This is a genomic window from Chitinophaga sp. SVR4-12A, from assembly GCF_056754765.1.
This window is the reverse complement of sequence record NZ_JBPGWP010000001.1, coordinates 687,617-701,626: the sequence shown is the minus strand read 5'-3', so window position 1 is coordinate 701,626 and position 14,010 is coordinate 687,617. Positions and strand designations below refer to the sequence as shown.

Below are 14,010 nucleotides of genomic sequence, written 5' to 3'. Positions count from 1 at the left end.
GCTTATATTACCTGTTTGATAATAGCCACCGCTTCCCGCATTTCCTTTTCGTTTAATGAGGCAAAGCCAAAGCGCAGCGCGTTATGGTTGCTGGTGCCATAGCTGTAATTGGCGCCGTCTGTCATGAACAGTCCCTGTGCAGATACCCTTGCTGCAATAGAGGGCAGGGGATATTGCTCGTTGAACCGGGCCCATACCGCCATGCCCCCCGCCGGTTTGCGGAAGCTGACAACGCCTTTCAGTTCCTGTTCCAGCAGTTCGCAGAGCAGGTCCCTTCTTTCATGGTATAGCTTCACTGATTTCTTCAGGTGCCGCTGCATATCGCCGTTCTTAAACAGGACCGCCAGCGCTTCTTCCAGCACATTATCGCCCCGGATGTCTATCATCCTTCGTTGCAGCGCCGCTTCGGTGATGAAGTTCTCCGGTGCTACCATATAGCCTACTCTTATAAACGTAGCCAGCGATTTGGTAAAGGAGCCGATGTAGATCACATTCCCTCCATGATCTGCGCTGGCCAGCGGCAAAATAGGGCTGCTGCTGTAATGGAAATCATAGTCATAATCATCTTCTATCACAGGCAGCTTATATTCCCGGATCAGCTCCAGCAGCTTCATGCGACGGTCAGCACTCAGCGTAACGGTGGTAGGGTGGTGATGGTGCGGGATGATGTAGAGCAGGCGGGGTGTTTGCCGTTTGCAGATCTTCGCGATGGCATCCACGTCGATCCCGTTCTCATCCAGCGGTATGCGTACCAGTTTAGCGCCAAACTGCTGGAAGATCATATCCGCCAGGAAATAATTCGGCTCGCCTACCAGTACGGTATCGCCTGGTTTTAAGATCATCCGGGCAGCAATATAAATGGCCATTTGCGCGCCATGTGTCAGCATCACATTGCCTGGTGTGATGTTTAATCCCCGGCTGTCAGACAGGAATTGCACCATGGCCGTACGCAGGTTTAAAGGTCCCTGGGGGCTGCCGTAGGCGGCATAACGTTTAATGGCCGCGCTGTTGTACAGGCTGCGGTATTCGCGTATCAGCAGGTCTATCGGGGCTACGCGGTGGTCAGGGAATCCATCATTGATGATCAGCCGGTGATCGCCTGCACGGGCGGCTGAACTAAGCACCACCGGCGCTTTATTGAAGGTAAACCCGGTATTACCTGCATAGGCAGGTATTTTGGCGGCCGCTTTAAAACTGCGCGGTTTTATTTCGGGCAGGCGCTGTGATACGATCACGCCTTTACGGGGGATCGTTTCTATCCAGTCTTGTGTAAACAGCTCCTGGTAAGCCGCCACGATGGTCTTACGGTGCACCTGCAGCAACAGGGCCATTTCCCGGCTGCCGGGCAGCGGAGCGCCGGGCTTGATAACACCTTCGCGAATGAGGCCTATCAGCCCGTTGGAGATCTGTTGATACACCGGAGCGCTGCCATTCTTGTTGATAGTAAGCAAGGTCTGGAAAGGAAGCATCTGGACTACACGTTTTGTTTCAACTGGACTATAAAGGTAGCCCAAGCCGGTGATAATTTTACATCGTAAATCAAAACAGATGCAAAAGAATCAATCCCTGATCCAACTTTATTTACGTATAGGGCTCGGCGCTAGTTACCTGTGTGCAGGTCTTGACCGCTTAGGCGTATGGGGACCTCCCGGTGGCGCACGCATCAGCTGGGGCGACTGGCAGCATTTTATGGACTATGCCTATAAGCTGTTATTCTTCCTGCCTTATGGCCTGGCAAACTTTGTAGCCGGGATCGCCTCTGCCGCTGAGATCATTTTCGGTGTGCTGCTGATCCTGGGCCTGCTCACCCGCTGGGCTGCCATTGGCAGCGGTATCCTGCTGCTCCTGTTTGCATTGAGCATGACAGTGGCATTCGGTATCCAGGCGCCGCTGAATTATTCTGTATTCACGGCCAGTGCAGCCAGCTTTTTGCTCTCTACCCTGCCAGCTTATAAATGGAGCCTGGATGGCATTTTATCGAAGAGGAAACACGCTTATCAAACAAGTGATCTGTATTAACATAAAAACAATAGCACCATGTCAAGACTTAAAATGGGCAAAGTACAACCCGCTGCCTACAGAGCAATGGACGCATTAGACAAATACATTGAGACCACCAGTGTTGACCGCTTACATCGCGAGCTGATAAAGGTCCGCGTTGCCCAGATCAATGGCTGCGCCTATTGCGTGAACGAGCATACCCACGATGCGCTGAAACTGGGCGCTGATCCTAAGAAGATGTACCTGGTAGGTGTATGGAGAGAGGCGCCTAATGCGTTCAATGAAGCGGAGCGCACGGTACTGGCCATTGCAGAAGAGATCACACTGATCCACCAGCACGGCCTGAGCGAAGAGCTTTATCAAAGGTCACTGTCCCTCTTCGGTGAAGAGCAGACCGCGCAGATCATTATGATTGCCATTACCATCAATGCCTGGACCCGTATAGGCGTTTCTTTACACATGGAACCTGAATTATAAAACAGCCGATTATGTTTCACATCAGATATGCGCAAAGTGAAAAGGAGATAACCGATTGCTGGGAGGTAGTGAACACTTTGCGGCCCCACCTGGTAAAGAACGATTACCTGCAGCAGGTGAAGGAGATGCAGCTGGAAGGCTATCATATGCTGTACCTCTCGGAGAATAATAAAGTGGCTGCCTTTGCAGGTTACCGCAACATCTATAGCCTTTATGCAGGTAAATTTATCTATGTGGATGATCTCTGCACCTTACCGGAGTTTCGTTGTAAAGGATATGCAGGCGCCCTGCTGGATTACATTCACCAGCTGGCAAAGGAAACAGGGAAGAGCTCCGTGGTGCTGGACAGCGGCTTTCAGCTGCATCCTGCACACCGCCTGTACCTGAATAAAGGGTATGTGCTGTCGGCACATCACTTCCGGAAATCTTTATCATAGCATAGAAATACTTACCGTTTGCCGCCATTCTGAACTGTAAGAGGCTGTCTCAACGCAAGGTTGGGCAGCCTTTTTTTATTAAGGGAAACATAAAAGATAGTTTGTAAATTAGTGGAGAAAGTAAATCCCGTTCCCTCAGATCCATGGCAAACGAACGCAGTAAAGAGCAGTCAGCGAATATACCTTCCCGTGCGGCAGCACATCACCCTCAATCCTCCGGGATCTCGTACCCCGCGGTGAGACACGCTTTGGAGGAGCCGGAGACGTCTCAGGAGCACGATCCGCAACCTGAAATAAAACCGTTTCAGCTAAAACCGGATGATACGGTAGTGCAGCTGGCTACCAAAAGAAAGCAGCAGCCTGCGAAGAAGAAAACAGCCCCTCCCAAAAAGAAGCACAAATCAAAGCATAATGCGCCGGCTAAAATGGACGAAGAGGAGGATGAGGAAGATACGGTTCCGGCAATTACCCTTGGTGAAGAGGATGCGCAGCTGGACCCGGAACAGGATGTCCCTTTAAAATTTGTAGCCTGGAATGCCAATCACTTCGGAGAAGGAAATGACCTGGACGAGGATGGGATCCTTAAGAAGATGGAAGATTTCGATACAAAGGATATCCTTGCCACGGTAAAGCCATGGAAACAACCAAAGGAGGGATTTACTGCCGGGGAAATATCAGAATATGTGGGGGTAATAGCAGCTAATGCCGGCGGGCTGCCGGATTTTTCCGAGATCCATGCTGTAGATCAGCTGATGGACGCGGTGAAAGGACTTAACTATATATGCAAAAGGCTGGGAGATGAAGGTGACGCCTATTTTGCCGGGAAATACAGGATCATATTATCCATTCTCGGCTCCTTGAAAAAGCATTATATGATAGCGCATGCCCGCCATTTAATGGAGGTGCACCCCAATCTCATTATGGGCTTCAACGAAGTAGGGAAAGGGGTGGATTTTATGAAGAAAAAGCTCGAAGAAAAGAATGAAATGGAGGAGGACGAGGAATCTGAATTTAAGAAAGATAAAGGCAGCAAGCTGGTAAAGGGGCCTAAATTGCAGGCTATTTCAATAGATGTAAAAGCCCTTAATGCAGCCATTGAGGCGCACAATGACGAACATGATGATTCTAGCGATCACATAAAAACCCTTCCCGTAAAGAAGGATTATACCGCCGCAGATTTCCTGGCACAGACTGCCGCTTATGCCCTGCTGAATTCGCCGGAAGAGCTGTTGCGCCAATCACAGATAGAATATTACCCGGCTGTTTTCAACGAAGAAAAGTATGAATACCTCGGCTATACTGCGATCAGCAGTGCCGGAGAGGAGATAAGCCGTGCAAACATAAGCTGGACCAAGAATCCTCATCTTGGTTATACAAAGTTCCGCCCGATTGTCGTTCACAAATTCCAAAGAAAGAACGCAAACGGTAAGCGGGCCGGAAATGAGATCTGGTACGGTATGGTGCATACCAGCCCGGAAGGCGATGAATTTGACAGGAGGGTTATTTATGAGGAACAATTGCGCAAATCCCTACCAAAGCTAAGAGACAAGTCGAGAAAGGCTGGTGCGCAACTGATTGTTGGCGGAGATTATTATATCGCTGAGGAAGCAGTTGTAAAAACTCCGGCTGTTCTGAGGTTCCAGAACAAGACGTATAAAACGGAGGTTCCGAATGCTTACAGGCTGGCCAGAAAAGTGATCAAAGCGCAGCAACTGAACTCGAACAGTTCCGTTGGCAGATCTAAAAGGGGCAACAAGCTTTCCACCGGCACCATGAATGAGGTCAGGAACCTCTCGGATCCGGCATCGGGCAAACCTTATAATTATAAAAAGAGCATTGAGAGAAAAGGTCTGAGGGATGCAAGATCTTTGACCGGGACCAATGAGAATAACGCCGGCCTTCAGAGCGCCGACTATTTTATTGTAGACCGTAAGACCGCAGGAACGTACCAGGCCGGAGTGATTGATCCTGCTACCGGTTTGCCTCACTATATGGAAAGCGAGGATAATGAGCTTTCAGCGTCGTGGTTCAGCTTCAGTGATCACGTTCCGGTAATGGCAGTGGTGTCAGATAAGGAGCTTGATGAAAGAGTGCCGGATGCCTTCCCCTCCAGCAAAAGCTATTTTTACAGCGATGAGCATAATATGAACCCCTTTGATCTCCGGTTCCTGCAGATCGCCAATATGGTAACCCGCCTGCTCAGCGTCCGTAAAAAATATCCGCCTGAAACGATCGACGAGATCGAACGGACATATCATCACATACAGGAACTGCGCGATACAGCTGACTATACTGAAAAGGATATGAAGCTGATGAGCAATTTCAAAAACGGACTGGAGAAGCTGCTCGAAAATGAGGAACCGGAACAAGCTGTTACAACAGGGATGTTTGAAACATCCCAGGCCAGCAATGCATACATTACTACTATATTACAGCAGGTATGGTTTGACATACTGGAGATGCAGCTGGAAAATGAAGAAGAAGATCTCCTGGGCTATATCCAGGAGGTACGAATGATCATCAAGGATGATAAGATCAATACTGCTTTTAGCGTTGGTCTTACAGCCGAAGATGAAAAAAGCTGGAGCGGAGTAACTATTGCAACCAGGGAGCTGCTCCAAAAACGGCTCGGGCCGGATAGCCTGGCTGACATAGATACTTTGCACGCCAGCATAAAAAAGGAACGTAAAAAAACAGAAGCAGACCGCTTCATAGACCTGAAAAAGCGTTTGCAGCGGAATCTCCTCAATGATCTCATGGGAAGGATAGGGACCTATATAAAGGAAGTGAGGATGGACCCTCTCTTTATGGACCGGAAGGAATATGACAATGTAGCGCAGAACTATGAGCTGCTGGGAGACATTATCGGTAAAAAAGTGGTCAAAAGCAGCTTGCATGACGACCAGCAGAAAGTTGATATTGACGAAGCAAATGAAAAGCCCTATAAACGGAATGCTTCATTGGAAGACAAGGCAGAAAAGGGTGGCATTCCTAACACCGGAACGGATTGTTTCATGAACGCGCTGTGCCAGCTGTTATCTTTACCCGTTTATCAGCACCTGGCATTGGACGGCAAGGTGCGTCAGCTGGTAAACAAGGTAGGGAACCAGCAAAGCATCACTAAAGCAGACGTACGCGATCTGCGATTGTACTTATATACATTAGGATTGATCAACAGCATGGGCCGCCATGAAGATGCTGCAGAGCTGATGGGTCAGTTAATGGATGAACTGGATCCAACGCAGATTCCTAATCCACACCAGCTGCTGCAACAACATGATGCGCTGTTCAGACACGTAGCAGTAGACAAGCGTAAGATCCTTGAAGCGTATGATGTATCCGCAATACAACCTTCGCCCAATGATCCCTCGGCTGTGCCCTGGGTTAACGGGGAAAAGACAACGCCGCAACCTCCTGAGAATATACTTAACATATCTGTGACTGATGCCAAGGGCCTTATCGATTGGCTCAACAACCCACGATTCCCTGTACATAAGCCTGATCATAACAACCGGAAAACGATTGATTGGGCATTAATGGATCAGCAATGGGTAAGCGTAGTAAAAAAACAGGAAGAAACGATATTTACGCGGCTTCCAGCGGTATTGACCATCGCCCTGAAGCGCTTTGATAATAACCGGAATAAATTGAGCAAACCTTTTAAAATGCCAGAGTATTTCAGTTTATCCGAACAGGGACCGGTGCAGGTGATGCGGAAGCAATACAAATTACAGGGATTTGTTTACCACCAGGGTGAGACGCTCAGAGGCGGCCACTACTGGGCGCATAAAAGAGACCAGGATGATAGCTGGCTCAAAGCCAATGATGCCAGCGTTGGTCCATCTGATATGCAAGGCACCGGTGAGGGCTCTTTCAAACATGATCTTGACAACGCGTATATATACACCTATGAGCTCACCGGCAGTGCTCCGGCGCCGTTCAGCGATGCTTCATCACCGGATGTGGTGGTATAGCCCCGTTTTTTTATTGTATCACCACCCTGTATACAATATAGCTTTTACCATAGTTAACCGGGTCATGTTTTACCTACAGGGCGTCTGGTTGGGCAGGCCTTGACTGTGTGAGCAGCTCCCTCGCTTTAGCAATGGCGGTATCCAAATCTGCTTTAACAGCATCGTTAAAAGGAACAAGCTGGTCGCCTGTACAGGCACTGATCTGCTTCCTTTCGGACAAAGGCTGGCGGAATAAATGTTACAATACCGGGCTCAGGGGCCCTCCACAGTAAATGTTTGAATTTTTCAATGTTTTGTTTGATAATCGTTAGCTGGCAACTGCCCTTGCGCAATAACTTTGGCTGCAATAAAATGAAACACCATGAGCAATAACATTGCAGGGAAAGTAATTGTCGTTACAGGCGCCAGCAGCGGCCTGGGAGAAGCAGCTGCTCGTCTGCTGGCAGCAGAGGGCGCTACGCTTGTATTAGCCGCCCGCAGGGCAGACCGTATACAGCAGCTGGCCGAAGAACTGAAACAGAAGGGCGCTGAGGCACTGGCGCTCACTACAGATGTAACGCAATATGAACGGGTAAAGCAACTCGTAGATAGTACCGTACAAACTTTCGGAAAAGTAGATGTCATCATCAACAATGCCGGCCTGATGCCGGCTGCTCCAATCGGCCGCCTGAAGATCGAAGAATGGGATGCGATGATCGATGTAAACCTGAAAGGTGTGTTATACGGCATTGCAGCAGTATTGCCTTATATGAAGGAACGGCGCTCCGGGCATATCATCAATGTGTCTTCTGTAGCCGGACATAAGGTGCCTAATGGCAATGCGGTTTATTCTGCTACCAAGTTTGCGGTCCGTGCCCTATCAGAAGGCCTACGTGTGGAAGTGAAACCGCATAATATCCGCACTACGGTGATCTCTCCGGGCGCCGTAGCCACTGAGCTAACCAACACCATTTCCGAGCCTGATATCGCTGCAGCTTATAGTAAAGTATATGAGAAAGCGATCCCTGCGGATTCCTTCGCAAGGGCGGTTGCCTACGCGATTGGCCAGCCGGAAGAAGTAGATATTAATGAAATACTGTTCAGGCCTGTTACTCAGGAATTTTAGTAGTAGTATTGTACCGGAATACCAAACAGCTTAGATATGGACATCAAAAGAAGCGGCTCACAGCCATCCGGCAAAGGACCGGCAGACTGGTTCACCGGTACGGTCCGGATAGATCCTTTGTTCCAGGCTGATGCCCCGGCCAGAGTGGCCGGCGCCAGTGTTACATTTGAACCGGGCGCCCGTACTAACTGGCATACCCATCCGCTTGGTCAGACATTGATCATTACCGCCGGCTGTGGATGGGCGCAGCGCGAGGGTGGGCCGGTAGAGGAGATCCGTCCCGGTGATGTAGTTTGGTTTGCTCCCGGTGAGCGGCATTGGCATGGTGCAACGGCTACTACGGCAATGACACATATTGCCATCCAGGAGAGTTTGGATGGGAAGGCGGTGGAGTGGTTGGAAAAGGTGGGGGATGAGGAGTATGGGAGGTAAGGAAGTCAATACAAAAAAGGCTGCACATCGTGCAGCCTTTTTAAATTCATCACATTTTTAAATTCATCACTTCCCGTGTATTCACACCGTCTCTGCCGCACTTGCTCCCTTCGGCACATTCACACCCAGAAACGCACCATAATTACTCAAATGATGCTGTGACCCTGCCTGGCCAAACCAATCCGTCGCCGTATTATCCTCATAGCTGGGATCCAGCTCTGTATAAAACGTTGTATAGTTATTTGACTGCTGCTGATATCCATAATACAGGAACACGCCCGCCAGCAGGATAAAGCCTTCCCGCAGGCTTACCGTATAGCCATTATAGCTGATGGTAATAGCAGAAGCATCCGGTTTAGGCTGATACAGGAAAGCTGTTTTAATGATCGTCTGTGAAACCGGGAAGTTGGGCACAATATCATTTGAGTTCTGGTAATGCCACGCCGTAGGCAGCTTCGCATCCAGGTCTTTTGCAAAATCCGCATTACCGGCAGCAGGTGCTGCGAAGGTGTAAAGGGAAATATTGCTGGTAGACAGGTTTTGTTGTGTAACCGTTGTTACAAAATAAGACGTGTACACATTGGCGAGATTAGCCCCCAGGCTATGCCCGGTAATGATCAGTTGTTTGCCGGCTTTGATATTCGGGATCAGGTAATCTGCAATAGAAAGACCACTGCCCATTGCATCCTGCATGGTCTGCACATTGGTGAACGCAGTGTTGGTACCTGAAGCGATCAACGGGTTCGGTGTGCTTGCATAAGGCCAGCTTACCTGTGTGATCACGTCCAGGTCTTCCAGGATCCAGTTGGCAAATGCGTCCCAGTTTTTGAAGATCTCATCAGGATTCAGAGAGCCCCGTATAGCGAGTGCATAGATTTCCCCGGTTGGGTCTACGGCAATGTACGCATAGTTGCCGTCGTTTGTCTGGATGCCGTTCCATACAACTTTCCAGCCGGGCAGGTAGGTGGAAATGTCGTTGGAAGCATCAGTGGAGTAGGCAACATAAGAGAGAAATACCGCACTCTGTGCATTGGTGAGGGGATTCGAAATTGACGTCATGGTGTAATAGTTTTAAAATGATTAAATGAGGGAATTAATAAGGGATACAAATATTTATTTTCTGCCGGCTAATATAACGAGTTTCCGTGATTTTTGATGATCCGGAGGAGTATTCTTCATTGGGTAACGAGCTGGCGCTCCTATTGTTCTGGTTGCTGAATAAGCAGGATTTAACTAAAATATAACTTATATGTAATAAAATGTTTTGATATATTCGTAGTGTAAACCCAGGAGAAACCTTTTTTGGGGCCAAATAACATAGCAACTATCTTTGTTCAGTATAAAAAGTTCGACCTTGCAAACAGTATCCACACCTACAACTGTTATAGACATTCAAAGCTGGGCCAGCCAGCTCCCGGTGATCAGCCGCCGGTACCAGGACGCAGGACCATATCCGCACATTGTACTGGAGGATTTCCTGAACCCGGAAATACTCGACAAATGTAATGAGGAGTTTGATGCGCTCAGCACAGCTGACGGATGGATCAACTATGTACATTTCAACGAAAAGAAACGCGGTCTGAACAAGCTGGAACAGTTGCCTCCCAACATCCGGCATACGATCAATGAACTGAACTCGCCCCAATTCCTGCAGTTCCTCAGCGAATTAACAGGCATTAAGAACCTGCAGAAGGACGATTACCTGGAAGGCGGTGGTATACACCAGTCGGGCAGGGGCGGTTACCTGAATATTCACGCTGATTTTACCGTGCACCCGCACCACAGGAACTGGCAACGCCGTGTGAACGTGCTGGTTTACCTGAATAAAGACTGGCAGGACGAATGGGGCGGACAGCTGGAACTGTGGGACCGGCAAATGGCTGCCTGTGAAAGGAAAGTATCCCCCATCTTTAACCGTTGTGTGATCTTCAATACAGACGCTGATTCCTATCACGGCCATCCGGAACCCATGACCTGTCCGGAAGACCAGTTCAGGCGCTCTATTGCTTTATATTACTATTCCATTGAGAAAAATCCTTTCCGCAGGGCTACTCACTACATGGCAAGGCCCGGAGAAGGCAGCAAGAACCAGAAATGGAGGGTGAAGCTGGACAATGCCATGGTAGCTGCTTATACGGAAGTAAAGGGATGGTTAGGATCGAATGATAAAGTGATCAGCAACATGCTGAAACTCTTCTCCCGTAAGAAATAATATTGGTTTTATAGCCGTCATTGCCGCCGTAAACAATGGGCTTCATCCCCGTCATTGCTGCCATGAACAATGGGGCTTCAGCCACCGTCATTGCGAGGAGCCACGAGGGCTGGAGCGTTGGAGCAACGAAGCAATCTTTTAATGTAACTCTTCGCCCGGATCAACACGAAGAGGCTTTTAAAAGATTGCTTCGTCGCCCCCCGCACAAAGCATTACTGGTCCTGGCAATGCAAACTTAGCGAGGCTTTCTAACCAAAAACACAAACCCGTTCTTCCGGTACAGCTCTTTTAGCTCAGAGTTATTCTTCGTATAATCCTCCACACGATCCACCTTCGTAATAAAGTAAGCAGGTTTATCTATATCGCCCCTTAACAACCATTCTTCGTTATAAGAATTCGGATTGGCAGGCTTCTCTTTCTGCGCATAAAAGAAAGGTGCATAGCTCCAGTATCCCAGTGAGTTTACATAACAATCCTCCCCGCGTCTTTCAATCAGGAAATCAATAGCCGCGCCCTGTGAGTAGCGCTCCACTTTAGGCACGATCAGCATAGCTGCCAGGAATATAACAATGGCAGTGCTGCCAAAGAAGGTCCATGCCGCCTTGCCATAAGCGCCACGCTTTAATAAAACCAGTCCGGTTATTACCGCTGCCAGCATCAGTATACCGGGCGCGCCTTCTATACCGCTCCAATGCACATCCGCCATCATATTGCCCTGCGCAAAGGTGTCTGATACATAAGGCACCAGCTTTTTGATGTTCATGGCAATAATGGTAACAGACAACAGCACCACACCAATGATAATGCCCAGGATACCGGCGAAAACAGCCACATATTTCTTATAAGGCAATTCCTTGCGCTCCCACTTATAAAAAGTGTAAGCAGCCAGGAAAGTAACCGGGAACCAGGCCATGGAAGAATAGTGAATGATCCTTGACTGCACGATAGTGAACAGGATAGTCACCACCCAGAACAGGATCACCATCCAACGTTTAAAATCTCTATCATACCGGCTGCCGGAGCGCATTCTGAAGAAGGCCGGGATCGCAAACAGGGAAGCCGGAAAACATCCGATCAGGATCACAACGAAATGATAACCCGGGAAACCTTTCTGTCCCGCATCATGTGTGGTGAACAGGCGATACTGGTACTTCAGGAATTCCGTAATGAACCAGGGACCATTCTTCAGGGTTTCATAACCATACCAGGAGAAAGTAAGGAGGGAAGCCATCACGAGGAACAGCAGCGCATGTCCCCAGCCAAAGTATATTTTAAAGCGGTTATAGATGAGGTATACTCCCAGCACCAGTAAAAAGATCATCAGCGCCACCTGGCCTTTGGTCAATACCGCGAGGCCCATAAAAATTCCGGCCCAGATCGCATAATACACCGGTGTTTTCGTCAGCCCCTCTTTATCATAGCCGTTGCGCTTCCAGTGATACAGGATGAAAAAATACAGGGAGAGGAAGATGAAAAGATTGAACCAGGGATCGATCAACCCTGACTTAAAATACATATTAGGAAACAATGAGCCCGCATAAGCCAACGCCCACAGCAAACCAAATTTATGATCGTACACGCGCCTGCCGCAGAGGTAAAGCGCCAGCAAGGTAAAAATGCCGCAGATGGCATTGGGAAAACGCGCAGCAAATTCCGTATAGCCAAATAGCTTCATCGCCACCGTCTGCATCCAGAAGAACATCGGGGGCTTCTCCCAGAAAGGCTTGAAATTTACATATACACGGGAATAATCGTCCAGCTTGATCATCTCCCTGGAGCATTCGGCAAAATTGATCTCATCCCAGTCGAACAGGTGCACACGCCCCAGGAACGGAATGAACAAAAAAGCGCCGATTGCGGCCAGCAGCACTATAGTTGTTGTTTTATTACCATGCATATCTCTATGTAATTATAGATGGTTGGCAAAGATAGGGGCGTACACCTGCTTTTACAAATGAGCCAGTAAAAAGATAAAGATATCATCATATTGTTAGTCTGCCCATTTTCAAACAAATTGTCCGGAACCGGACATTTTTGTGAAATGGAAATCGTCTAAGCATCTCATTTTGAACATATTCTGTTTGGCATCCGGCTTGGAAAGTATTGGGTGCTAAAATCTCTTCATGGACAAAGTAATTGAAACAGAAGTTCGGTTGCAAAGAAAGAAAAAACTGGTATGGACCTTATCCCTTTCCCTGTTAGCCATCATTGCCGTGGTAATCTTCCTTCGCTCCGTGCTTTCCCCTTCGCTCAGCAGATCTGAGATCATCACCGCCGTGGTAGAAAGGGGCGATATCGAAAATACCATCAATGCCTCCGGCGAAGTGCTGCCTGAATTCGAGGAAGTGATCACCAGCCCTATCAATGCCTCTATTCAACAGGTGATGATGGAGAGTGGCAGCAGCATCAAGGCGGGCCAATCTATTCTGCTGCTGGATAAAACCGCATCACAGAATGAATTCGAAAAGCTGCAGTTCCAGCTGGAATCAAAACGTAATTCCATCAAAAAGCTGCGGCTGGAACTGGAAAAGAGTTTTTATGATATCAAATCCAACAATGATGTAAAACAACTACGCATTAACAGCATGGAAGCGGAAGTGGAGAATGCAAAACGTTTATTCCGCGCCGGGGGTGGTACCCGCGAAGATATTGAACAGGCAGAGCTGGAGCTGAAAGTGGCCCGCCTGGAAAAGCAGCAGCTGGAGAACGAGATCAAAAGCAAACAGCAGACCATGCAGATCGAGATGAAAGAAGCGGAGATTGCTGCCGCCATAGAAGAAAGTAACCTGCATGAGCTGGGCCGTAAGCTGCAACTGGCCAATATCTCCGCCAGCCGGGGCGGCGTGATCACCTGGGTGAACAGGAACATCGGGGAAAGCATACACGAAGGCGACCCGTTGGCCAGGATAGCAGACCTGCGCAGCTTCAAGGTGCAGGGCAGTATTGCAGACCAGTACCTGGACCAGCTGCGCAACGGGATGCCGGCCATCATCCGTATCAATGAGGCCACAATAAGAGGAACGGTCGTGAACATACAGCCCGCCGTTCAGAATGGTATCATCACCTTCGCTGTTCAGCTGGATGCCGGCGATAATAAACTCTTGCGTCCTAATATGAAAGTAGATGTTTACCTGGTAACCGCCTTTAAGAAGAACGCACTGCGCATAACAAACGGCGCTGCTTTTAAAGGAGCCGCCCAGCAAGACATCTTCGTGGTGCACGCGGGTAAGGCCGAGAGAAGGAAAGTGCACATTGGCCTCAGCAATTTCGACTACGTAGAGATCATGGATAACGTGCAGCCCGGAGAGCGTGTGATCATTTCTGACATGAGTGCCTACAAAAATGCCCGCGGGCTCACCATCAACAACTAAA

General features: G+C 48.8%; 12 protein-coding genes. 8 read left to right on the top strand and 4 right to left on the bottom strand.

Going from position 1 to position 14,010, the window contains the following annotated elements; translation table 11 throughout:
- Positions 1-2: 2 nt before the first annotated feature.
- Positions 3-1,469, bottom strand: a complete 1,467-nt coding sequence (locus ACR9Y8_RS02760; RefSeq protein WP_481211699.1) for an aminotransferase-like domain-containing protein — start codon at positions 1,467-1,469, stop codon at positions 3-5.
- 79 nt (positions 1,470-1,548) lie between these two features.
- Here ACR9Y8_RS02760 and ACR9Y8_RS02755 point away from each other — a divergent pair, with 79 nt between their 5' ends.
- The 4 genes from ACR9Y8_RS02755 to ACR9Y8_RS02740 all read left to right on the top strand — a co-directional run bounded on the left by ACR9Y8_RS02755 (position 1,549) and on the right by ACR9Y8_RS02740 (position 6,889).
- On the top strand, positions 1,549-2,019 hold the full coding sequence (locus ACR9Y8_RS02755; protein ID WP_481211698.1) for a DoxX family protein: 471 nt from the start codon (positions 1,549-1,551) through the stop codon (positions 2,017-2,019).
- 18 nt (positions 2,020-2,037) lie between these two features.
- The gene (locus ACR9Y8_RS02750) at positions 2,038-2,478 is read left to right on the top strand and encodes a carboxymuconolactone decarboxylase family protein (RefSeq protein ID WP_481211697.1); all 441 of its coding nucleotides are present in this window, start codon (positions 2,038-2,040) and stop codon (positions 2,476-2,478) included.
- 11 nt (positions 2,479-2,489) lie between these two features.
- Positions 2,490-2,915 (top strand): GNAT family N-acetyltransferase, encoded by a 426-nt coding sequence (locus tag ACR9Y8_RS02745; protein ID WP_481211696.1) that lies wholly within the window; start codon positions 2,490-2,492, stop codon positions 2,913-2,915.
- 143 nt (positions 2,916-3,058) lie between these two features.
- Positions 3,059-6,889 carry a hypothetical protein gene (locus ACR9Y8_RS02740; protein ID WP_481211695.1) on the top strand — a complete coding sequence of 1,277 codons (3,831 nt, stop codon included), beginning with the start codon at positions 3,059-3,061 and terminating at the stop codon, positions 6,887-6,889.
- A gap of 73 nt (positions 6,890-6,962) precedes the next feature.
- Here ACR9Y8_RS02740 and ACR9Y8_RS02735 read toward each other — a convergent pair whose 3' ends face one another.
- Positions 6,963-7,109, bottom strand: a complete 147-nt coding sequence (locus ACR9Y8_RS02735; protein WP_481211694.1) for a hypothetical protein — start codon at positions 7,107-7,109, stop codon at positions 6,963-6,965.
- Positions 7,110-7,250: 141 nt separating this feature from the next.
- Here ACR9Y8_RS02735 and ACR9Y8_RS02730 point away from each other — a divergent pair, with 141 nt between their 5' ends.
- Together ACR9Y8_RS02730 and ACR9Y8_RS02725 are read left to right on the top strand one after the other, a co-directional pair.
- Entirely contained in the window at positions 7,251-7,994 is a 744-nt protein-coding gene (locus ACR9Y8_RS02730; RefSeq protein WP_481211693.1) for an SDR family oxidoreductase, read from the top strand.
- A gap of 36 nt (positions 7,995-8,030) precedes the next feature.
- Positions 8,031-8,426 carry a (R)-mandelonitrile lyase gene (locus tag ACR9Y8_RS02725; protein WP_481211692.1) on the top strand — a complete coding sequence of 132 codons (396 nt, stop codon included), beginning with the start codon at positions 8,031-8,033 and terminating at the stop codon, positions 8,424-8,426.
- Between the two features lie 81 nt (positions 8,427-8,507).
- Here ACR9Y8_RS02725 and ACR9Y8_RS02720 read toward each other — a convergent pair whose 3' ends face one another.
- Positions 8,508-9,485 (bottom strand): lipase family protein, encoded by a 978-nt coding sequence (locus tag ACR9Y8_RS02720; RefSeq protein WP_481211691.1) that lies wholly within the window; start codon positions 9,483-9,485, stop codon positions 8,508-8,510.
- 295 nt (positions 9,486-9,780) lie between these two features.
- Between ACR9Y8_RS02720 and ACR9Y8_RS02715 the strand changes: the two genes are divergently transcribed.
- Positions 9,781-10,638 carry a 2OG-Fe(II) oxygenase gene (locus ACR9Y8_RS02715; protein ID WP_481211690.1) on the top strand — a complete coding sequence of 286 codons (858 nt, stop codon included), beginning with the start codon at positions 9,781-9,783 and terminating at the stop codon, positions 10,636-10,638.
- Positions 10,639-10,873: 235 nt separating this feature from the next.
- Here ACR9Y8_RS02715 and ACR9Y8_RS02710 read toward each other — a convergent pair whose 3' ends face one another.
- Positions 10,874-12,535, bottom strand: coding sequence for an ArnT family glycosyltransferase (locus tag ACR9Y8_RS02710; protein WP_481211689.1), 1,662 nt, complete (start codon positions 12,533-12,535; stop codon positions 10,874-10,876).
- 226 nt (positions 12,536-12,761) lie between these two features.
- On the opposite strand from ACR9Y8_RS02710, the gene ACR9Y8_RS02705 reads away from it, so the two are divergent.
- Positions 12,762-14,009 carry an efflux RND transporter periplasmic adaptor subunit gene (locus ACR9Y8_RS02705; protein ID WP_481211688.1) on the top strand — a complete coding sequence of 416 codons (1,248 nt, stop codon included), beginning with the start codon at positions 12,762-12,764 and terminating at the stop codon, positions 14,007-14,009.
- Position 14,010: the final 1 nt, after the last annotated feature.

Excerpts from the sequence above, each read along its gene's own strand:
- ACR9Y8_RS02760 (WP_481211699.1), bottom strand. The coding sequence starts at position 1,469 with ATGCTTCCTTTCCAGACCTTGCTTACTATCAACAAGAATGGCAGCGCT.
- ACR9Y8_RS02740 (WP_481211695.1), top strand. The coding sequence starts at position 3,059 with ATGGCAAACGAACGCAGTAAAGAGCAGTCAGCGAATATACCTTCCCGT.
- ACR9Y8_RS02720 (WP_481211691.1), bottom strand. The coding sequence starts at position 9,485 with ATGACGTCAATTTCGAATCCCCTCACCAATGCACAGAGTGCGGTATTT.
- ACR9Y8_RS02745 (WP_481211696.1), top strand. The coding sequence starts at position 2,490 with ATGTTTCACATCAGATATGCGCAAAGTGAAAAGGAGATAACCGATTGC.
- ACR9Y8_RS02705 (WP_481211688.1), top strand. The coding sequence starts at position 12,762 with ATGGACAAAGTAATTGAAACAGAAGTTCGGTTGCAAAGAAAGAAAAAA.
- ACR9Y8_RS02725 (WP_481211692.1), top strand. The coding sequence starts at position 8,031 with ATGGACATCAAAAGAAGCGGCTCACAGCCATCCGGCAAAGGACCGGCA.
- ACR9Y8_RS02755 (WP_481211698.1), top strand. The coding sequence starts at position 1,549 with ATGCAAAAGAATCAATCCCTGATCCAACTTTATTTACGTATAGGGCTC.
- ACR9Y8_RS02730 (WP_481211693.1), top strand. The coding sequence starts at position 7,251 with ATGAGCAATAACATTGCAGGGAAAGTAATTGTCGTTACAGGCGCCAGC.
- ACR9Y8_RS02710 (WP_481211689.1), bottom strand. The coding sequence starts at position 12,535 with ATGCATGGTAATAAAACAACAACTATAGTGCTGCTGGCCGCAATCGGC.
- ACR9Y8_RS02750 (WP_481211697.1), top strand. The coding sequence starts at position 2,038 with ATGTCAAGACTTAAAATGGGCAAAGTACAACCCGCTGCCTACAGAGCA.